Source organism: Shewanella sp. GXUN23E (assembly GCF_050865035.1).
Classification (GTDB): Bacteria; Pseudomonadota; Gammaproteobacteria; order Enterobacterales; family Shewanellaceae; genus Shewanella.
Map to the genome: position 1 here is coordinate 135386 of NZ_JBOZWP010000010.1, position 20135 is coordinate 155520.

17 protein-coding genes are annotated in these 20135 nt (G+C 54.9%); 15 read left to right on the plus strand and 2 right to left on the minus strand.

Going from position 1 to position 20135, the window contains the following annotated elements:
• Positions 1–508: 508 nt before the first annotated feature.
• The 3 genes from ACRRUX_RS11060 (at position 509) to ACRRUX_RS11070 (ending at position 4648) form a co-directional block, all read left to right on the plus strand.
• The gene (locus ACRRUX_RS11060) at positions 509–2479 is read left to right on the plus strand and encodes a BCCT family transporter (protein ID WP_432530177.1); all 1971 of its coding nucleotides are present in this window, start codon (positions 509–511) and stop codon (positions 2477–2479) included.
• Between the two features lie 31 nt (positions 2480–2510).
• Positions 2511–2870, plus strand: coding sequence for a YajD family HNH nuclease (locus ACRRUX_RS11065; protein ID WP_432530179.1), 360 nt, complete (start codon positions 2511–2513; stop codon positions 2868–2870).
• A 245-nt stretch (positions 2871–3115) separates the two neighbouring features.
• Positions 3116–4648 carry a peptide MFS transporter gene (locus tag ACRRUX_RS11070; RefSeq protein WP_432530181.1) on the plus strand — a complete coding sequence of 511 codons (1533 nt, stop codon included), beginning with the start codon at positions 3116–3118 and terminating at the stop codon, positions 4646–4648.
• Between the two features lie 167 nt (positions 4649–4815).
• Here the strand turns inward: ACRRUX_RS11070 and ACRRUX_RS11075 are convergent, their stop codons facing one another.
• Positions 4816–5061: a DUF1289 domain-containing protein gene (locus tag ACRRUX_RS11075; RefSeq protein WP_432530183.1), complete on the minus strand. Its 246-nt coding sequence runs from the start codon at positions 5059–5061 to the stop codon at positions 4816–4818.
• Between the two features lie 173 nt (positions 5062–5234).
• Here ACRRUX_RS11075 and ACRRUX_RS11080 point away from each other — a divergent pair, with 173 nt between their 5' ends.
• The 9 genes from ACRRUX_RS11080 to ACRRUX_RS11120 all read left to right on the plus strand — a co-directional run bounded on the left by ACRRUX_RS11080 (position 5235) and on the right by ACRRUX_RS11120 (position 14449).
• Positions 5235–6395, plus strand: coding sequence for a chemotaxis protein (locus ACRRUX_RS11080; RefSeq protein ID WP_432530185.1), 1161 nt, complete (start codon positions 5235–5237; stop codon positions 6393–6395).
• Positions 6396–6488: 93 nt separating this feature from the next.
• On the plus strand, positions 6489–7817 hold the full coding sequence (locus tag ACRRUX_RS11085) for a methyltransferase (protein WP_432530187.1): 1329 nt from the start codon (positions 6489–6491) through the stop codon (positions 7815–7817).
• Between the two features lie 80 nt (positions 7818–7897).
• Positions 7898–8941, plus strand: a complete 1044-nt coding sequence (locus ACRRUX_RS11090) for a 3-oxoacyl-ACP synthase III (protein WP_432530189.1) — start codon at positions 7898–7900, stop codon at positions 8939–8941.
• Positions 8941–9882: an alpha/beta fold hydrolase gene (locus tag ACRRUX_RS11095; RefSeq protein ID WP_432530191.1), complete on the plus strand. Its 942-nt coding sequence runs from the start codon at positions 8941–8943 to the stop codon at positions 9880–9882. Before ACRRUX_RS11090 ends, ACRRUX_RS11095 begins: the two co-directional genes overlap by 1 nt.
• A gap of 16 nt (positions 9883–9898) precedes the next feature.
• The gene (locus tag ACRRUX_RS11100) at positions 9899–11572 is read left to right on the plus strand and encodes a fatty acid CoA ligase family protein (RefSeq protein ID WP_432530193.1); all 1674 of its coding nucleotides are present in this window, start codon (positions 9899–9901) and stop codon (positions 11570–11572) included.
• On the plus strand, positions 11533–12630 hold the full coding sequence (locus ACRRUX_RS11105) for an NAD-dependent epimerase/dehydratase family protein (protein WP_432530195.1): 1098 nt from the start codon (positions 11533–11535) through the stop codon (positions 12628–12630). The genes ACRRUX_RS11100 and ACRRUX_RS11105 overlap by 40 nt, the downstream gene beginning before the upstream one ends.
• A gap of 210 nt (positions 12631–12840) precedes the next feature.
• Positions 12841–13071 (plus strand): hypothetical protein, encoded by a 231-nt coding sequence (locus tag ACRRUX_RS11110; protein ID WP_432530199.1) that lies wholly within the window; start codon positions 12841–12843, stop codon positions 13069–13071.
• A 65-nt stretch (positions 13072–13136) separates the two neighbouring features.
• Positions 13137–13637, plus strand: coding sequence for a GNAT family N-acetyltransferase (locus ACRRUX_RS11115; protein ID WP_432530201.1), 501 nt, complete (start codon positions 13137–13139; stop codon positions 13635–13637).
• 83 nt (positions 13638–13720) lie between these two features.
• Entirely contained in the window at positions 13721–14449 is a 729-nt protein-coding gene (locus tag ACRRUX_RS11120; protein WP_432530203.1) for a phosphatase PAP2 family protein, read from the plus strand.
• Positions 14450–14554: 105 nt separating this feature from the next.
• On the opposite strand, the gene ACRRUX_RS11125 is transcribed toward ACRRUX_RS11120, so the two are convergent.
• A complete protein-coding gene (locus tag ACRRUX_RS11125; protein WP_432530205.1) occupies positions 14555–15763 on the minus strand; it encodes a NupC/NupG family nucleoside CNT transporter in 1209 nt (402 codons plus the stop codon).
• Between the two features lie 515 nt (positions 15764–16278).
• On the opposite strand from ACRRUX_RS11125, the gene ACRRUX_RS11130 reads away from it, so the two are divergent.
• The 3 genes from ACRRUX_RS11130 to ACRRUX_RS11140 all read left to right on the plus strand — a co-directional run bounded on the left by ACRRUX_RS11130 (position 16279) and on the right by ACRRUX_RS11140 (position 19327).
• Complete coding sequence (locus tag ACRRUX_RS11130; protein ID WP_432530207.1) at positions 16279–18000, plus strand: phospho-sugar mutase; 1722 nt, start codon at positions 16279–16281, stop codon at positions 17998–18000.
• Positions 18001–18169: 169 nt separating this feature from the next.
• Positions 18170–18553 carry a VOC family protein gene (locus ACRRUX_RS11135; RefSeq protein ID WP_432530209.1) on the plus strand — a complete coding sequence of 128 codons (384 nt, stop codon included), beginning with the start codon at positions 18170–18172 and terminating at the stop codon, positions 18551–18553.
• 90 nt (positions 18554–18643) lie between these two features.
• Complete coding sequence (locus ACRRUX_RS11140; protein WP_432530211.1) at positions 18644–19327, plus strand: helix-turn-helix transcriptional regulator; 684 nt, start codon at positions 18644–18646, stop codon at positions 19325–19327.
• Positions 19328–20135 lie beyond the last annotated feature (808 nt).

The window sequence follows — 20135 nt, forward strand, 5'->3', positions numbered from 1 at the left end:
CTCCTCCGGATTGATGGGCAGAGATTACCGCAAACCACAGGGCCTGATTGGCCCTTGTTTTTGCCGGTGGTACAGCCAGGTTGTGCGCTGATAACCTAAGGAAGGTGCGCACAAGTCCTCGCGGCACTCTGGCTTATGAGCAGAAGCGAGTTCGAGGTATTTAGATAAAGGAAGGCTGGTTGCCTTTCAAAGCTGAATACCAAAGAAATCGTGATTGCTCGAAAGCCCCGTAGGGCGAGGCTGACAGCTCTATCTGCTTTGTTGCAGTTTTCGGTAAGGATGAGGGCCATTAACTTCAAACTGCGCCGCGCATCTAGAAGCTGTCAGCACTCGCAGAGCACGCACTGGACTTATTCGCACCTTCCCTAAATCCCCATCACCGTTTAATCCTGCAGGGTGAGATCTGTCACACTTTTTTGTGGCGTCCGCTCTGTTAGAATGATTCACTTTCTTTTCACTCTGGAGCAGATCCCCAACAGACATTCTGCCGTTAAATTCAGGATAACGGATGCATATCAAATCAAGTTTTAAATCAAGTATTAATCCCCCGGTGTTTTTCCCATCGGTCATTCTTATCGCCTTGCTGGTTGTTATCGGTGCCGTGTGGCCGCAGCAAGCCCAGCAAATTTTCAAATCAGTACAGAGCTGGATGGAGCTCAAGGCCGGTTGGCTGTACATTCTGGGCGTCGCCATCTTCATGTTGTTTGTGTTGTTTGTGATGGTCAGCCGCTTTGGTGACATCAAACTTGGGCCGGATCATGCCCAGCCCGATTACAGTTACAAAAGCTGGATTGCCATGCTGTTTTCCGCCGGCATGGGCATAGGTCTAATGTTTTTTGGTGTGGCAGAGCCAGTAATGCATTTTCTTGCGCCACCGGATGCCACACCACAAAGCATTGAAGCGGCCAAAGAGGCGATGAAAATCACCTTCTTTCACTGGGGAATTCACGCCTGGGCCATCTATGCCGTGGTGGCCCTGAGTCTGGCCTATTTTGCCTATCGCCATAAGCTGCCTTTGCTGCCACGCAGCGCCCTGTATCCGCTGATCGGCAATCGTATTTACGGGCCAATTGGTCATGCGGTGGATACTTTTGCAGTGCTCGGCACCATGTTTGGTGTGTCCACATCGCTGGGATTTGGCGTGCTGCAGGTCAATTCCGGCCTCAATTATCTGCTGGGGTTGCCGGTCAGCCCCGAGGTGCAGGTGGCGCTTATCGCCGGTATTACGCTGATCGCCACATTGTCGGTTTTTTCCGGACTGGACAAAGGGGTGAAGCGCCTGAGCGAGCTTAACCTTATCCTGGCATTCCTGCTGCTGGCGGTGGTGCTGATTGTCGGTCCGACCGTGTCTCTGCTGCAGGCCTTTGTGCAAAATACCGGTTCGTATCTGAGCGATATTGTCGGCAAAACCTTTAACCTCTATGCCTATGAGCAGAAGAACGACTGGATTGGCGGCTGGACTTTGCTGTACTGGGGCTGGTGGATCTCCTGGTCGCCTTTTGTCGGCACCTTTATCGCCCGGGTCAGCCGTGGTCGCACTATCCGTGAGTTTCTGGTGGGCATGTTGTTTGTGCCGTCCGGTTTTACCTTCCTGTGGATGACGGTATTTGGCAACTCGGCCATTGATGCCATTATGCATCACGGCGCAACTTATCTGGCCGATGCGGTCAATACCGATGTGTCAGTGGCACTGTTCAAGTTCTTTGAGCACCTGCCCATGTCGACACTGCTGTCGGTGATTGCGGTTTGCCTGGTGGTGACCTTTTTTGTCACGTCTTCGGACTCCGGCTCGCTGGTGATCGATAACCTGACCTCTGGCGGTGACAGTGATGCGCCGGTGTGGCAGCGGGTATTCTGGGCGCTGACCCAGGGCGTCGTGGCATCGGTACTGCTGCTCGCCGGTGGCTTGCAGGCGCTGCAAACTGCGGCCATTGCCAGCGCCCTGCCATTTTTGCTGGTGATGCTGCTGATCTGTTTTGGGTTGTTTAAAGCGCTGCAGGATGACTGGCTGAAGATCAGCAGTGTGCAGTCACATACCACCAGTGTGCAATATGCCAAGACCAGTATTCCCTGGCAGGAGCGGATTGACGTGCTGGTGTCTCATCCCAGCAAAGAGGAAGCCCACTGGTTTTTGGACAATGTTGCGACGCCGGCACTGTCAAAGGTATGCCAGGAATTCATGTCTAAAGGTATACTGGCGGACCTGAGGTATCTTGATGGCCGGGTGCGTCTGGTGATTGAGAACGCAGGTTATCCTGACTTCGTTTATGGCTTGCGGATGCGGGCGTTTACCCTGCCGAACGGACCGGATGAAGAGGATGGATGTTATTACCGGGTCGAGGTGTTTCTGGAACACGGCGGCCAGCATTATGATGTGATGGGCTATACCGAAGAGCAAATCATTGCCGATGTAGTGACTCAGTACGAGAAACATCTGCATTATCTGCACCTGTCGTTGTCTGAGCCTATCGATGAATAACCGGCAGTTTTGCCACAAGTCGGAAGTTAACATGAGCAATCAAGGTCAAAGCAAACTGGACCGGGTACTGGAGCAGGCCAGAGAGTACAAGGCGCAGCGGGAAAAAGGTTATCGTGAGCAGGCGCTGAAGATGTATCCCTGGATTTGCGGTCGCTGTACCCGTGAGTTCACCCATAAAAATCTCAGTGAACTCACGGTCCACCACAGGGATCATAATCATGACAATAACCCGTCAGATGGTTCCAACTGGGAATTGCTGTGTCTGTATTGTCATGATAATGAGCACTCCCGATATGAAGAGTTGGTGCAATATGGTCACACCAGTGAGAGCAAACAGCAGGCGGCGACTTACAATCCTTTCGCAGATCTCAAAGCTATGCTGAAAAAATAATCATTTTTCTTGATTAATCTTAATGTTAGCGCGGACTTCAGGTCCGCGTTTTATTTGCAAACAACGCCAATACAGGGGCTGGCGTGAAGATGTATGTTAAACATCAATTCACTTCATTCAACGCTTTGACCTTGTTATTGTGCTGAGCTAATGTCTTTATTCGGCGCCTGTACCTTATCTTTGTCAAAGGGTATTACTCCAGTCTGTGCCGTGTTTATCTCACTTACTAAAATAAGGCGGAATGAATGAATACTGCCAATTCTGCGGTGACTCAGACCAAGTCTTTTATGACTGTCTCCCTCATCGAACTCTGGGAGCGCTTTGGCTATTACGGCATGCAGGCGCTCATTGTTTACTTTATGGTTCAGCGTCTCGGATTTGAGGACAGTCGCGCCAATCTGGTGTGGAGTGCCTGCGCGGCGCTGATCTATGTGTCTCCGGCCATCGGTGGCTGGGTGGGTGACAAGGTGCTGGGCACCAAGCGCACCATGCTGCTGGGTGCCGGGGTACTGGCGCTGGGTTACGCATTGATGACGGTGCCGACCGAAAACACCATGTTCCTGTTTATGGCACTTGGCGTCATTGTGGTGGGTAATGGTCTGTTCAAGCCCAATGCCGGTAACCTGGTACGCAAAATCTATGACGGCGAAGATGCCAAGCTCGACAGTGCTTTCACCATTTACTATATGGCGGTGAACGTAGGTTCGACCTTCTCCATGTTGCTGACTCCCTGGATCAAAGACTATGTGAACGCCAACTACGGCGATCAGTTCGGCTGGCATGCGGCCTTTGCCGTGTGTTTCATCGGTCTGCTGGTGGGTATGGCCAACTATGCCATGATGCGTTTCACTCTTAATGCCTACGGCTCTGAGCCGGATCTGCATCCGGTCAACAAGAAAAAGCTGCTGATGGTACTGGGCGCATCTGTGCTGGTGGTGCTCATGTCAGCGGTGATTCTGGAGTCAGAACTGATTGCCCGGCTGTTTGTGTATACCGCCGGTGTGGTGGTGCTGGGTATCTTTGTGCACCTGATCCGCGGCAGTGAGCAGAGCGAGCGTGCCGGATTGATTGCGGCGCTTATTCTGACTGTGCAAACCGTGTTCTTCTTCATCTTCTATCAGCAGATGTCCACCTCGCTGGCACTGTTTGCGCTGCGTAACGTGGACTGGAACTTCACTGTGTTCGGCGCGCATTTGTGGACCTGGTCTCCTGCACAGTTCCAGGCACTCAATCCAATCTGGATTATGGTGCTCAGCCCAATCCTGGCCTGGGTATATGCCACTGCCGGTCGCAACAACAAAGATATCTCCATCGCAGCGAAATTTGCGCTGGGCTTTGCGGTGGTGGCAGCCGGATTCTTTATCTATGGCTTTGCCGGCAGCTTCGCGGTGGATGGCAAGACCTCATCCTGGGTGATGATCGCCGGATACGGTGCCTACTCACTGGGTGAACTGCTGGTCAGTGGTCTGGGTCTGGCGATGATCGCCCGTTATGTTCCTGCCAGAATGGGCGGCTTTATGATGGGGGCGTATTTTGTGGCATCCGGTATTTCCCAGTATCTGGGCGGTGTGGTGGCTAACTTCGCCAGTGTGCCGGAGGGGCTGACCAATCCATTGGAAACCCTGCCGATTTATACCAATCTGTTCACCAAGCTGGGCGTGGCCGCACTGGGTTGTACCTTGCTGGCACTGGCGGTACTGCCATTGATGCGCAAACTCACCGCGACTCATCAGGCCCACGCCGCGGCCAAGGGTGAGGATGTGATTGAACAGCTGTAATTCGCCGGATTGTCATTCGAGAATGCCGTAACAGTAAAAAGCCCTGCATTGCAGGGCTTTTTGTATTTATCGGGCTGAAAAAAGTATTTTTTCATGGTGCAGCGCTTTGGCAGGCCTGATGCCGGGCAAGGTTTTTTGGCCGGTTCCGGGCACTTTTAGTGCCTGGCTTATGATTTCAGCTTTCGCTCGATGCTCAGCCACTGCTCACGGCCGATCGGTTTGGCACAGGCGCTGGCCTCTGAGTCTTGCAGAATATGTGCCTTGCGTGCCGGCAGCTGTTGGAGAATGGCAAGTCGCTGCTGATCATCGGCCGCCGACCAGCTGACGATTTCGTCAATGTGGCGGCAACAGCCGATGCAGTAGTCCTGCTCATTGAGTTTGCATCTGGCAACACAGGGGGAGGGGACCCGCATACTCTGGCTTCCTTGTGTGATCGACAATCGCTTGTGATAGTTGGGCGCTATTGGATTGCGAGCTTGTTTGGGCTGTGAGCTGACTCACTCTTTTTCTGTATGCCCGGCTGCAAAAGTCGGCATAATGCTAAAATCTCCGGTTCTTTGCAATTGTCTGTGTAGGTGGAGTATCCATGCGTAATTTATCCTCCTGGGGTCTGGTGCTGTGTTTGTCATTGCTGACCTCTGGTTGTTCCCTGCTTGAGGTCAAACTGGAAAGCGGCATCGAGCCCTTGCCGCAGGAGCAGCTGAGTATGCGGGTATTTACCCGGGAATATGCCAGCACCTTTTTTGCCGGGGTGGAGCAAAGCGCCGATGTAATGCTGCAATCTGATGATTTGCTGACCAGGTCCAACGCCCTGATGTGGAAAATCAATGCCGAGCAGACCCTGGGACAGACCATTTTTCAGGTATCTCCGGTGGCGGCCATGATAGACACCTGGGCTTTCACTGCGCAGATGGCGCAGTTTTTTGAAAGCGGTAATGGCAAGGCGCTGTTCGGTGAGCAGACCGCGCTGGCGGCCAAAACCAGTCAGCAATTGCTGGCGGATTATGAGCGCCGCATGCAGGGGCTGATGAGCAAGTCTGACTTTGCCAGCAATCAGCAATTTATCCGCGAATATGCCGCTGCTCACCCGCTGTTTGATATTACGTTCCCGCGGGTGTCTGCCTTCAATGACTGGCTGACCTTCCGCAACATTGGCGAGTTTGATGCGGTGACCACCTTTGGCAGCGTGCCTGAGGTGATGAGCGACATGTCTGACCGCATGGCCATGCTGGCCGGGCAAACCCCGAAAATTCTGGGCTGGAAAGCTGAGCTGTTTGCGCTGCATTCCAATATCAACTCAGCGGAAGTACAGCAAACGCTCAAAGATATCAGTGAAACATCGGCCAAATTCCAGAAGCTGATGGCCCAAAGCCCGCAGATGATGTCTGAGCTGGCGGTGGATTTGCGCCGTGAGCTGACGCCACTGCTGACTCAGCTGGATGCCAGCGCCGAGCGGAATCTGGCGCAACTGTCGGTTGAGCGTCAGGCACTGGAAAAGATGGTGGAGCGTGAACGTATTGCGCTGGAGCAGATGGTGGACAGAGAGCGCCAGGCGGTGGCCAAAGAGGCCGATGCCCTGGTGCAGCGCACGGTGGCCCAGGTATTTGCAGAGATCACCGGTGTGATTAAAAGCCTGATCCTCTACATAGTGCTGTTCCTGCTGGTGGTGTTCTTCGCCCCTTTGGGACTGGGGGTGTGGTTGGGTAAGCGCATTGGTCTCAAGCAAGCGGGTAAGGCGCAACAATAATCACCTTGCCTGCCCCTGTTGCGACGTTGGAATATGGGCGTTTTGCACAGCAAAATGCCCTTTTTTATTATTGATTACCGGAAGCGAAAATCTGTGCTGTCTGCCAAGGCCTATTCACACTACACCCATTCTCAACTGCTGCTGCGCCTTGCCGGAGTGCTCAGCGAGCTCAGTCCTTTGTGGCGCCTTCGCACCTTTGATTGCCAGACGCTCATCTGGCAACAGAAGTTTCCACACCTTGCCAGCTGTGTCACGGCGCTGGCCGCCGATGAACTGGACGCCATAGACACAGACACCAGCAGATTACTGGCGACTTTGCTGCCGCCGCTGCACCGGGACCTGGCCGCACAGGGCTGGGATGCTGCCCAGCTGGATGAGTTGCAAAGCCTGCTGGCTATCTGCCTGCCTGATGGCGAAAGCCCGCGTCCGCTGGCGCTGTCCGAGGCGGAGTTGCCCCATTTCAGTGCCCATATCAAGGGCCGTAAATGGCAGCAGATCGCGGCCTTTGTCGGCTCGTTGCCAGTGGTCGCGGATGAGCGTGCTCGCTCAATGCAAAGCACGGCTGGGCAGCGCGATGAACCGGCTGCATTGCTGGAATGGTGCGCCGGTAAAGGCCATCTGGGCAGGCTTATCAGCAAAACCTCCGGGCAACCGGTGATCAGTCTGGAGTGGCAACAGCCACTGTGCGATGCCGGTGAACAGTTTGCCCGGCACTGGCAATTGCCCCAGCGTTTTATCTGCGCAGATGCGTTCAATGTTCCCGGCAGTGTGTTTGGGGGGATAGCGCAGGCCGTGGCACTGCACGCCTGTGGCGATCTGCATGTCACCCTGCTCAAACAGGGGACCGCAGCCGGGATCCCGGCTATCAGTATTTCGCCCTGTTGTTATCATCTGATCCGGGATACCCATTATCAGTTTTTGTCGGCCAGCGGACGGCAAACCGGGCTTGAGGTTACTCGCCATCAGCTGCAGCTGCCGCTGCAGCACAGCGTTATTGCTTCAGCCAGTGCCCGGGCTTTGCGCCAGAAAGAGCTGGCGTGGCGACTGGGCTTTGACAGCCTGCAGCGTCAGGTAAGGGGCGAGGACGCTTACCTGCCATTGCCCACCTTACGTCAGTCGCAGCTCAGCGGTGATTTTATGGAGTTTGTGCATTGGGGAGCCCGCGCTAAAGGGTTGGATTTGCCCGGTGAGCTGGATATTGCCGCTTTTGAAACCATAGGCTGGCAGCGAATAAGCCTGGTACGGCGACTGGATCTGGCGGCCCATTTGCTGCGTGCGCCGATGGAGCATCTGTTGCTGCTCGATCGGGTGTGTTTCCTGGAAGAACAGGGCTATCAGGTGACACTGCAGTCCTTTTGTCCTGCGTCGGTGACACCGCGAAATGCCCTTATCAGTGCGGCTAAAAATCCGCTCAAATATTGAATTTACGACGTTTTCTTGCTCAAATGTGACCCAGTTAACAATAAGTGCGCAATTGGATTGCCGCCGGAGACACTGGGTCCATGAATTATTCCCGGGTATTTGTCAGTGGGTTGGGATATGAGTTGGCCCCTGACATTATCAGCAGTACGCAATTGGAGCAGAGATTGCTCCCCCTTTACGAAAAGTTTCGTATTCCCCAGGGCCAGTTGGCGGCCCTGACCGGTATCAAAGAGAGACGTTGGTGGCCTGCCGGCTTCAGGGTTGCCGATGGTGCGGTCAGCGCCGCGCGCAAGGCGCTGACCGCATCCGGCGTTGCCCTGAATGATATCGGTGCACTCATCTATACCGGGGTATGCCGCGAGCAACATGAGCCCGCGACGGCTTGCCGGGTCGCTTCGCAGCTTGGTACTTCCTCTCACACCGTGATTTATGACATCAGCAATGCCTGTCTGGGGATCCTGTCCGGCATGCTCGATGTGGCCAATCGCATCGAGCTTGGGCAGATCCGCGCCGGTATGGTGGTGGCCTGTGAGTCGGCCCGGGAGATAGTGGACGCCAGCATCAATCGATTATTGCAAACCCCTTCCATGCAGGGATTTGCCGGCTCTCTGGCGACCCTGACCGGCGGCTCGGGCGCCGTGGCGGTGGTGCTCAGTGATGCGCAGCTGGCGCCTGCTGATGCTCACCGGCTGCGCGGCGCCACTGTACTCAGTGCGCCTGCACACCATGGTCTGTGTCATTGGGGCATGACACCAGTCGGCGATGAACTGTTCCGTGATGAGATGCGCACCGATGCGGTATCTTTGCTCAAACACGGAGTGGCGCTGGCGCAGGAAACCTGGCAGCAATTTTTGCAGCAGCAGGGCTGGCAGGCCGGTGAGTTGGACAAAGTAGTGTGCCATCAGGTGGGGGAGGCCAATCGCCGCCAGGTGCTGAGCGCCCTGGAAATCGCCCCGGAGCGTGAATACCCCACCTTCGGCTGGCTTGGCAACATGGGCAGTGTGTCACTGCCGGCCAGTGCTGCCATCGCCGCGGAACAGGGCTTTTTGTTGCCCGGTGATAAGGTGGGCTGGCTGGGGATTGGCAGCGGTCTTAACTGTATGATGCTGGCACTGGAGTGGTAATGGACATCGCAACATCAGCTATCGCGCCAGATCTCAAACTGGCCGAATATCCTTTTGAATCCAAATACTTTTATACCGGTGGACACAGGCTGCACTATCTGGATGAAGGTCAGGGCGAGAGCGTGGTGATGGTGCACGGCAACCCAAGCTGGAGTTATTACTACCGCAATCTGGTGTCAGAGCTGTCACCGTTTTTCCGCTGTATTGCGCCGGATCATATCGGCTGCGGCCTGTCTGACAAACCGGATGATCAGCATTATGACTATCATCTGGCGCAGCGGATTGATGATCTGGATGCACTGCTGAGCCATCTTGGCATCACCGAGCGGATCACACTGGTGCTGCATGACTGGGGCGGTATGATAGGCATGGGATACGCCGCCCGATACCCACAGCGAATTAAGCGGCTGGTGCTGCTCAATACGGCAGCATTTCATCTGCCGGCCACCAAACCGTTGCCGCTGGCGCTGAAAATTTGCCGCAGTTGGCCGGGGGCCCTGCTCATCCGGGGACTGAATGCATTTTCATCGGTAGCCTCGTTCGTGGGCGTAAAACGCCATTCCATGTCTGCCAATGTGCGACGCAGTTATGTTGCTCCCTATAACTCCTGGAAAAATCGCATCGCCACCCTGAGGTTTGTGCAGGATATTCCCCTCAAGCCCACAGACAGGGGCTATGACCTGGTGTCGGCGATTGAAGAGAGTTTGTGCCAATTTGAGCATACGCCGACGCTGGTGTGCTGGGGACTGAAGGACTTTGTGTTTGACCGGCACTTCCTCAAGGGCTGGAAACACCGCCTGCCTCATGCCAGATACCGGGAATTTTCAGACTGTGGTCATTACATTCTGGAAGATGCCAGCGATGAGGTCATCGCTGCTATCCGTGGTTTTTTAAGTCAGCCGACCAAGGCAGGTAAGAAGGCCGGAGAGACTGCGGCATGACGCTGGAAGCGCAGGCATGATGCCGGTAGAAAGTGAGCACAGCCTTAATCTGTGCCGACATTTGCAGCAGGCAGCACTGGCGCGGCCGACGGATCTGGCCGTTGCCCGTCAGCACCGTGATGGCCGTTTCGAAGAACTGACACTGGCGCAGCTGGATAAACTGAGCGATCGCATTGCGCTGGCGCTTGAAATGCACGGCATAGTCGCCGGGATGAAAGCCGTGCTGATGGTGACCCCCGGACCTGAGTTTTTTGCGCTGACCTTTGCCCTGTTCAAAGCCGGGATTATTCCGGTGATGGCGGATCCGGGGATGGGGACCGCCAATCTTAAAGCCTGTCTGGACAAGGCGGCCCCGGATGCCTTTATCGGCATTCCTAGGGCGCAATTGGCCAGGCGATTGCTGGGCTGGGGCAAGGCAACCATTCGCCGGTCTGTCACCGTCAATGGCGCTGGACTTTGGGGGGGGCGCGCTTTGGACCAGTTGCTGAAACGGATCCCCGATGACGGGCACTACTGTGCCAGAGTGCAACCAGCCGATGCGCTGTGCGCCATTTTATTTACCAGTGGCTCAACCGGTGAGCCCAAGGGCGTATGTTACAGCCATGGCATGTTTGAGGCGCAGATCCGCGTGCTGCGTGAAGACTATGGCATTACCCCCGGCGAGGCCGATCTGGCAACTTTTCCGCTGTTCGCACTGTTTGGTCCGGCACTGGGCATGACCTCGGTGATCCCGGATATGGACGCTTCCCGTCCGATCAAGGCCGATCCCGGCAAGCTGCTGAATGCCGTCGAGCGCTATCAGTGCAGTAATCTGTTTCTGAATCCGGCGCTGCTGGCCAAATTCGCAGCCTATTCGCAATCCCCTGAGCAGCTGGTGCGGGTGCGAAGGCAGCTGTGCAGCGTCAGGCGGGTGATCTCCGCCGGCGCGCCTGCCGATGTCAACCAAATTGCCCGTTTTTGTCGCCTGCTCCCGCCGGGCGTGCAGGTGTTCAACTCCTATGGTGCCACTGAAGCCCTGCCGGTGAGCAGGCTGGGATCTGATGAGCTGCTGACCACAGCCGCGCAAACCGATGCCGGCGCCGGTATCTGTGTGGGTAATGCGGTGGGAGTGGATATTCGTATCGCGCCCATTACTCAGGGGCAGGTGCAGCAAGCCAGTCAATTAAGAGATGCCGCGCCGGGCGAAATAGGCGAAATTCTGGTGCGGGGGCCGGTGGTCAGCCCTGCCTATTATGACAACCCTGCGGCTACCGCCCGTGCCAAAGTGGCTGACGGTAAGGGGTTTTGGCACCGTATGGGCGATGTTGGTTATCTGGATGATGCCGGGCGGCTGTGGATGTGTGGTCGGCTTGGTCACAGGGTTGAGGGCGCAGGTAAGGTCTGGTTCACTCTGCCCTGTGAGCGGATACTCAACACCCATCCCGGGGTGAGGCGCACCGCACTGGTCGGGGTGGATTCAGGCGCAGGTGTGCAGCCGGTTATCTGCGTGGAGTTGCAGCCCGGGGCTGACAGACCGGCGGTGTTTCGTGAGCTTGCAACCCTCGCTGAATCGCATGAGCAAACCCGTGGCCTGACGCATTTTATTGTTCATCCCGGTTTTCCCATGGATGTCAGGCACAATGCAAAAATTTTCCGGGAGAAACTGGCGCTATGGACGCAAAAACGAGGCAAGTGGGTATGGCGCAGTTAACCCTGGATCCCCGTGAACAGGCGGTGCTGGAGCTGATAGCACGCAAGGTCAGCCGGGTATTGGTCACCGGCGGTGGCGGCTTTCTGGGACAGGCGATTTGTACCCGCTTAAGGGCCGCGGGCATCGGGGTGGTCAGTATCGCCCGCAATCGTTATCCGGCGCTGGATGATATGGGGGTAACCCAGATCCAGGCCAGTCTGACCGACATGCCGGCGCTGCTTAGGGCCTGCGAAGGATGTCAGCTGGTGTTTCATGTCGCCGCCAGGGCCGGAGTGTGGGGAGCGGCCCAGAGCTATCTGGATGCCAATGTGGATGGCACTGCCAATGTGATTGCGGCCTGTCAGCGGCAGGGGATTGCCTCGCTGGTGTATACCAGCACGCCCAGTGTGACCTTTGATGGCCGGGATGAAGAGGGGATAGACGAGACCGCTCCTTATGCCCGTCGCTTTCTTAACGCCTATGGTCGCAGCAAGTCGCTGGCGGAGAGAATGCTGCTGGCCTCTCAGGGCGTACAGGTGGCTGACAATCAGCGGCTGAATGTGGTCGCGCTGCGACCCCATCTTATCTGGGGGCCTGGCGATCCGCATCTGGTTCCCCGGGTGCTGGAGCGAGGCCGTCGGGGGCGACTTCGACTGGTGGGCAGGACAGATAAACTGGTGGATACCACTTATATTGATAACGCCGCCTGGGCGCATCTGCTGGCGGCCAAAACCCTGCTGATATCTCCGCAAAAAGCGGCGGGCAAGGCTTACTTTCTGGCCAACGATGAGCCCATCACCATGGCGCAGATGCTCAATCGTATTCTGGCCTGTGAGGCGTTGCCGCCCGTTGAAAAGCGGCTCAGCCGTCAACTTGCGTTTGCCCTGGGAGCGGTGCTGGAGTGGGGATATGGTTTGTTTGGGATCGCCGCTGAGCCTCCCATGACACGTTTCGTCGCCCGTCAGCTCAGTTGCAGTCACTTTTATGATTTGACGGCCATCAAACGGGATTTGGAATATGTGCCTTTGGTGAATATTGATGAAGGCATGATCCAGCTCAAGAATTGGCTTAAAAAATAACCCAAAACCTGTTATCCATATGTTGTTACAAATGCTTTACATGTGGTAACTTCTTACGCCGTGAATAGGGAAATGCTCACATGCTGTTCCACTCATGGATACCCGTTTGCCATTGCCTGCCAATACCGGGCTTGGGTATCAGTCAGTTAAATCAGCAGCCTAAACGGACTAAAAAGTTGCACAGTGAGTGCAGAGAACAAAGGAGCAGGTATGAGATTGAGATGGGTTGCGGGTTTTGTGGTTGTCAGCAGCGTGATGCTGACAACGCTGAGCATTATCCGCAATGAAACCGGGAATGTGGATCCCGGTTATTACTCCCTGTCCGCTGAAGTTGCCCGTTTTTCGGATAAGCCGGACCCGGTAACCGTGATGAACAACGACCAACAAAACACAGATACGCTGCTACTGGCTACAAAGGTTGCTGCCGGGTCAGCGCGTTGATTGGTTTCGTGATAAGAGATTCAGTTAAGCGCCCCGGTTGGGGCGCTTTTTTTATGGAGCAAGATATGCCAGCTAAAGCTTGTCAGATACGCCGCAGTGAAGTTGCGGATATTGCCGGGATCCGCGAGATTTACGCTCAGCCCTCCTGTTATGCCGCAACCCTGCAACTGCCTTTTCCCTCACAACTGCAGTGGGAGCAGAAACTGGGACAGGTCACCCCTGGATTTTACAGTCTGGTGGCAGAGCGAGATGGCCGTATTCTGGGGCAAGTTGGCATGATGGTACATGACAATCCGAGGCGCAGGCATGTTGCCAATCTCGGGCTGGCTGTGTGTGAATCTGTCCGTGGTCAGGGGATTGGCCGTGCGTTGATGCAGGCGGCCATGGAACTGGCCTTTAACTGGTTGGCGGTGCGGCGCATTGAAATAGAAGTGTATACCGACAATCAGGCAGCCATTGCCTTGTACCGATCGCTGGGATTTGAGCCTGAGGGCACCGCCAGAGGCTATGCCTTTCGCGCCGGTGAGTATGTGGATGTGCTGTTGCTGGCCTTTCTCAGACAATGACGGCGTGGGCGGATTAACAATAACTTATATTCCCAATACCGGAATTGGTTATACTGACGGCTGTTAATTTGTTGGAGAAATACTTGTCTGTTCAAACTGATATGAAAGACGAGTGGGTGCAATATCTGCTGCTGCCCAGTCTGGTTTTCGCCCTGGTGATGGGATTGCTCGAATGGAGTCAGGGAGATTTGCTGCTGGCCGATGGGTTATACCGGCTGCAATCGGCTACCGATGGCTGGCCGCTCAGAGACAGTTTCTGGGCCAAAACAGTAATGCACAAGGGCGGCCATGATTTTGTGGTGATACTGGCTGTGGGCTTACTGATCACCTGTGGTCTGAGTGTTAAACGCGAGTCTCTGAAGGAGATTCGCCCCGGGCTTATCTATCTGCTGAGCTGTTTTGTGCTGACGGTATTGATTGTGGGCGCGCTCAAGGCGGTGACTCATGTCAATTGTCCCTGGGATTTGCTGCGTTATGGTGGCAGTGAGCCTTATATTCCAACCTTTGAGTCATTGCCCGATGGCGTAAAGCCCGGCCGGTGTTTCCCTGGGGGGCATGCTGCCGGGGGCTATGGCTGGGTGGCACTGTTTTTCTTTGCCAAGGTCTACCGTCCCGGGCTTCGCTGGTGGGGGTTGGCCGGGGCCTTGCTGCTTGGCGTCAGTTTTGATGTGGCGCAGCAGCTGCGCGGTGCCCACTTTGTCAGCCACGGACTGTGGAGTTTGATGATCGCCTGGTGGGTGGCGTCCCTTGGTTATCTGCTGTGGTTCAGGCGTTATTTACAGCCAGGCTTAGATGTACCAGATAACCACTGACTTTTACTTCAATGCTGGGGAAGAGCCATCAACAGCTGAAAATGAGTCAGTTATAAAAAACGGGAGCCAATGGCTCCCGTTGTGTTTATCCGGACTGATATCTGCTTACAGACTGATGAAGATACCCGCCAGCGCAGCGCTCATTAGGTTGGCCAGAGTGGCCGCCAGCACTGCGCGCAGACCAAGGGATGCAATCTCACTGCGACGCTCAGGCACCAGCGCGCCAATTGAACCAATTTGCACCGCAATCGAGCCCAGATTGGCAAAGCCACACAGAGCGAAGGTAATAATGACCTGACTGTGCTGGCTCATGGTGTCTTTGAAGTTGGTGAAATCCATGTAAGCGATAAATTCATTGAGGATCAGCTTCTGGCCGATGAGCGAGCCTGCCTGTGCCATTTCGCCGGCCGGGATACCAATCAGAAACGCAATCGGGGCAAACAGATAACCCAGAATGCTCTGCATGCTCAGATCGGCAATGCCGAACAACTGACCGATGGACGCCAGACCATAGTTGAGCATGGCGATGATACTGATAATCGCCAGCAGCACAGTGCCGACGGCAACGGCAACCCTGAGGCCATTCATCGCACCGGTAGCCATGGCGTCAATCACGTTGCTCTGTTGGCTGCTTTCCATTTCCACTTCATTTTGTGGCACAGGCACATCCCGCTCCGGGATCAGCATTTTAGCCATCAGCAGACTGCCGGGAGCAGCCATAAAGGCTGCGGCGATCAGATACTTCATGTCCACCCCGACAGCGGCATACCCGCCCAGCACTGAGCCTGCTACGGACGCCATGCCGCAGGTCATCACGGTAAACAGTTCAGAGCGGGTCATGCGCGACAGAAACGGGCGCACCAGCAAAGGTGTTTCAGCCTGGGACAGGAAGATATTGCCGGTGGCGATAATAGACTCGGAACGGCTGATCCCCAGTACCTTTTGCATGGCGCCGCCCAATACCCGGATCACCCACTGCATAATGCCCAGATAATAGAGAATGGAGATGAGCGCACTGAGGAAGATGATCAGCGGCAGCACCCGGATGATAAATACAAAGCCGTTTTGCGCCAGAGGCCCAAACAGGAAATTAATGCCTTCATCGGCAAAGCTCATCAGTCCGGCGGCGCCATTGCTGACGACGGCCAATGCCTGTTGACCTGCGGGAATATAGAGTACGAGCGCGGCAAAACTGGCTTGAATGACCAGCGCACCGATAATAGTGCGCCAGTTGATGGCACTGCGCTTTTCAGACATCAGCCAGGCGATGGCCAGCAGGGATATCACCCCGACAAAGCCCATGAGTACTTGCATGTAACCTCCTAAAATAGAAACCAAAACCGCGCTATCAGGATGCCGGTTATGGCGGTTATCAGGAGGCAAAACCCAGGGGATGGGAGTCCAACAAAAAACCGGCCAACAACAAAGAACGGAAGTCACCTTGATAACAAGCGATAGCCGGTCCGGCTCCATGGGGTCACTCACATCCAGGTGACAGCTTGAAATAGGTGGCTTGTGAAGAGCTGGGCTCTTCGGGCCGGGAGCGGAGTCTACTGCAGGGGTTTATCTCAAAACAAGGGAAAAGATTTATTTTTCACTAATTTTGCAACTCCTTAAATTAACTGGTGCAGGAGGTGTGCTTTTTATTTAACTCTGTGCTGATTGGTTAACGCCGGCACCCCCATCCCGTGACTGACATTGGCGGACGGCCAGTGCCAACGGATTAACCCGATAGTGGCAATCCCTGCGCTGAAGCAAATTTAACTTGTTTGCCCGGAGGGATTTTTCTAGGGTGAAATCAGTATCAGTAAGACCCAAGAGGTTACAGGATGAATACCCATTTGCAGTTTGAGGTGGCCCGTTGGCTGGAGCAGGATCCGGATGAGCGCACCCGTGCCGAGATCCTGGCGTTGCAGCAAACCGGCGATGACCTTGAGTTGGCAGCACGCTTTGCCCGCCGTCTGGAGTTCGGCACCGCCGGGATCCGTGGCGTGGTGGGCGCTGGCCCCGGGAGAATGAACCGGCTGGTGGTGCGGCAAACCTCAGCCGGACTGGGGCAGTATCTGCTTGCCCAGGTCAAGGACGCCAAAACCCGCGGGGTCGTGATTGGTTACGATGGCCGCAACGATTCCTGTCAGTTTGCCCATGATGCCGCTGCGGTGTTAACTGCCATGGGCATCCGGGTGCGGCTGACATTCAAGGTGGCGCCGACACCGCTGGTGGCCTTTGGGGTGAAGCATTTCAACGCCGCTGCCGCAGTCGTGGTGACTGCCAGTCATAACCCTCCGGAATATAACGGTTATAAAGTGTACTGGGAAAATGGCGCGCAGATTATTCCACCCCATGATGCCGGTATTGCCGCCTGTATTGAGGCGGCATCCAATACCGTGATCCCGCTGATGGATCTGAGTGAGGCCACCAAAGCGGGGTTGCTCGTCTGGCTGCAGGAAGATTACTTCCAGACTTACCGGCGCGCGGTAACCTCGGCGGCAGAGCTGAACAATGTCGGGAAGCTGGCAGATATTTCACTCAGCTATACCGCCATGCACGGTGTGGGGGCGGAAATGGCTGAAACCCTGTTGCATGACGCCGGATTTTCCCGGGTGTATTCGGTGGCGGCCCAGCGCCAGCCCGATGGCAACTTCCCCACCGTGGCCTTTCCCAATCCCGAAGAGAAAGGGGCAATGGATCTGGTGATTGCTGAGGCCAGCAAACAGGATGCGCTGCTGGCCTGTGCCAATGATCCGGATGCTGACCGGTTTGCGGTGGCGGTGAAATCTGCGCCAGGTCAGTATCAGATGCTCACCGGCGATCAGGTTGGGGTGTTACTGGCTGATCATCTGCTGCGTCATGCTCCGGCAAACCAGAAGCTGGTGGGCAACACCATAGTGTCCTCCAGTTTGCTGGCAAAAGTGGCCTTTGCTCATGGCGGGCACGCCTTTACCACACTAACAGGTTTTAAATGGCTGATGAATGTCGCCCAGACGCTGCAAACCGAGCAGCGACGGTTTTTGTTCGCCTATGAAGAGGCGCTGGGGTACACAGTCGGCTCGACGGTATGGGATAAGGACGGCCTGAGTGCACAGTTGGCCTTTGTGCAACTGGTGGCGGGGCTGGCTGCCAGCGGCCAGAGTCTGTGGGATCGACTGGAAGCGATTTACCGGCAGCACGGCTTTTATCTCAATGAGCAGATCAGTATCAAACTGAACGAGAATACCCCGGACATAGGCGCAGGATTGCGGGCAACGCCGCCATCTCATATCGGGGGAGTGGCCGTCAGTGAGATTGACGATATTCAGTCCTCCACCCGCTGGTTTGCCGACGGGCGCCAGCAAACATTGGATTTACCGGCCAGTGATGTGTTGATTTACCGGCTTGCCAACGGCAACCGGGTGATAGTGCGTCCTTCGGGGACTGAGCCAAAAATCAAGTGTTACTACGAAGTGGTGACGCCTGTGGACGACACAGAAACCCTGACTCAGGTGCAGGCGAGAGCCAGAGCACTGATGGACAGTTTTATCTCCTCTCATCAGGCATCCCTGCCCGAATAACGCCAATCTTCGCTCGATAGGCATGGTTAACTTCGCCCGGCCCAGGCCGGGCGGTTTGCGTCAGAAGCTGTTTTCCCTGCCGGTCATCTCTACTGACACTATGCTGTCAGCAGCCCCGTTTTATGCTGTGTTTATCGTCAATTCCGGCGACACCCAAAGGAGATAAGCTATGTTGCAGCAAGCAGTGTTGGTATGGGCAGAGATCCCGGTAGCGGATATGACAAGAGCCGTGGATTTTTACCGCAAGCATCTTGGTTTGACCTTTAAACAGGAAACCATGGGAGGGATGGAGATGGCCGTTGTTGAGCAGCAGGAGCAACAGGGCGCGGGTATGGCATTGGTGAAATGTGACATGATGACGCCATCAATGCAGGGATCGTTGGTGTATCTGCAGGTGGGTAAACCTGTGTCCAGGGCGGTCGCCATACTTGAGCAGGGGGGGGTTGAAGTTTTGCTGCCATCCATGGCCATCAAAGATGGCGAATGTGGTTATATCGCCATCTTCAGGGATAGTGAGGGCAATAGAGTCGGTCTCTGGTCCATGGACGCCTGATCCCGGGCCGACAGGACAAGGGGCTGCAGAGATTGGCTGATGTCCGGGTTTATGTACAATTCAATGATGCAGTGAACCACCGGAAATCTTATGAGACGTGCTGATCGACTGTTTCAGATTGTACAAATTCTCAGGCACAGACGCCTGACCACAGCGCAGCAGTTGGCGGAGCGGCTGGAGGTGTCAGTGCGCACCGTCTATCGCGATATTCAGGATCTGTGTCTGTCCGGCATCCCCATAGAAGGTGAGGCGGGGGTGGGTTATCTGCTGCGGCAGGAGGCCAATGTGCCGCCGCTGATGTTCAACGAAGCCGAGCTGGAAGCCATTCAGGTCGGCATTCGTATGGTGGAGACCTGGGGCGGGACTGAGCTTGCCAAAGCGGCCAGACAGGCGCTGATCAAAGTGGAAGCCGTGCTGCCTGCGCGCCTGCAGGACTACCATTCGCTGATGTTTTCCCCGGATTTCTTCATCGATAAACAGGATTTCCGGTTTCTTGACCCACTGAGGCAGGCCTGTCGTCTGCGCCAGCCGATTGAGATGCAGTATGAAGATGCCGAAGGTCAGCTGTCGGCAAGGCAGGTTCATCCTCTGGCTATCTATTTCTGGCGCGGTAATTGGACGCTGCTGAGCTGGTGTTTGCTGCGCGCGGATTTTCGCAACTTCAGGGTAGATCGCATTCAATCTTTGCAGGTGCTCAATGCGTCATTTGCGGTAACGCCGGGGCAGGAAATGAGTGATTATATCAGGCAGGTTTCCTCGCAGGATTATTGCTGAATATCGCGGCTTGTTGATTGCCGACGGCTTTTTAATAATTCACATAAATAACAGCAGATCGCGCTTTTCTGTTGTTGACTGTACCCACTGCACATTATTTTAAATATTGTGATTAAACTCAATGAATCGACGTTGAAATAATGTCGGTCTGCCAGGACTTTATTTTAAATTTTCTATTTATTCAACGTAATAACTGCTTGCTGAATATTGGTCTGTTCACTGACAACGTAATTCTGCGCGTTGGTCCCATTGTCCCATAACCGGGTCATGTTTATTCGGCAACGTGATTTTGGTCACTGGAAATCATCCACTTCTCTATATGCATATGAAAGTCTGAATTGCCTTTTTTGATTACTGTGTTCATGCGGTATTAACAGGCCGGTTGAATATCAGTCATGCAAGTTCGTCATTGCCGATATTTGTTAAGCCAATTAATCCGCATCACCTAAGGAAGGTGCGAATAAGTCCCGTGCGTGCTCTGCGAGTGCTGACAGCTTCTAGATGCGCGGCGCAGTTTGAAGTTAATGGCCTTAGTCCTTATCGAAAACTGCAACAAAGCAGATAGAGCTGTCAGCCTCGCCCTACGGGGCTTTCGAGCAATCACGATTTCTTTGGTATTCAGCTTTGAAAGGCAACCAGCCTTCCTTCATCTGAATACCTAGAACTCGCTTCTGCTCATAAGCCAGAGTGCCGCGAGGACTTGTTCGCACCTTCCCTAACGCAATGGGGGAGTGGGTAATTGAATTCAGTATTAAAAAAATGGGTACTCATGATGCCCGTGATCTTCGGGGCGCAGTATGCCAGTGCC

Bases quoted from the DNA above. Each gene is read 5' to 3' on its own strand.
- ACRRUX_RS11060 (WP_432530177.1), top strand. From the start codon at position 509: ATGCATATCAAATCAAGTTTTAAATCAAGTATTAATCCCCCGGTGTTT.
- ACRRUX_RS11065 (WP_432530179.1), top strand. From the start codon at position 2,511: ATGAGCAATCAAGGTCAAAGCAAACTGGACCGGGTACTGGAGCAGGCC.
- ACRRUX_RS11070 (WP_432530181.1), top strand. From the start codon at position 3,116: ATGAATACTGCCAATTCTGCGGTGACTCAGACCAAGTCTTTTATGACT.
- ACRRUX_RS11075 (WP_432530183.1), bottom strand. From the start codon at position 5,061: ATGCGGGTCCCCTCCCCCTGTGTTGCCAGATGCAAACTCAATGAGCAG.
- ACRRUX_RS11080 (WP_432530185.1), top strand. From the start codon at position 5,235: ATGCGTAATTTATCCTCCTGGGGTCTGGTGCTGTGTTTGTCATTGCTG.
- ACRRUX_RS11090 (WP_432530189.1), top strand. From the start codon at position 7,898: ATGAATTATTCCCGGGTATTTGTCAGTGGGTTGGGATATGAGTTGGCC.
- ACRRUX_RS11095 (WP_432530191.1), top strand. From the start codon at position 8,941: ATGGACATCGCAACATCAGCTATCGCGCCAGATCTCAAACTGGCCGAA.
- ACRRUX_RS11100 (WP_432530193.1), top strand. From the start codon at position 9,899: ATGATGCCGGTAGAAAGTGAGCACAGCCTTAATCTGTGCCGACATTTG.
- ACRRUX_RS11105 (WP_432530195.1), top strand. From the start codon at position 11,533: ATGGACGCAAAAACGAGGCAAGTGGGTATGGCGCAGTTAACCCTGGAT.
- ACRRUX_RS11110 (WP_432530199.1), top strand. From the start codon at position 12,841: ATGAGATTGAGATGGGTTGCGGGTTTTGTGGTTGTCAGCAGCGTGATG.
- ACRRUX_RS11115 (WP_432530201.1), top strand. From the start codon at position 13,137: ATGCCAGCTAAAGCTTGTCAGATACGCCGCAGTGAAGTTGCGGATATT.
- ACRRUX_RS11125 (WP_432530205.1), bottom strand. From the start codon at position 15,763: ATGCAAGTACTCATGGGCTTTGTCGGGGTGATATCCCTGCTGGCCATC.
- ACRRUX_RS11130 (WP_432530207.1), top strand. From the start codon at position 16,279: ATGAATACCCATTTGCAGTTTGAGGTGGCCCGTTGGCTGGAGCAGGAT.
- ACRRUX_RS11135 (WP_432530209.1), top strand. From the start codon at position 18,170: ATGTTGCAGCAAGCAGTGTTGGTATGGGCAGAGATCCCGGTAGCGGAT.
- ACRRUX_RS11140 (WP_432530211.1), top strand. From the start codon at position 18,644: ATGAGACGTGCTGATCGACTGTTTCAGATTGTACAAATTCTCAGGCAC.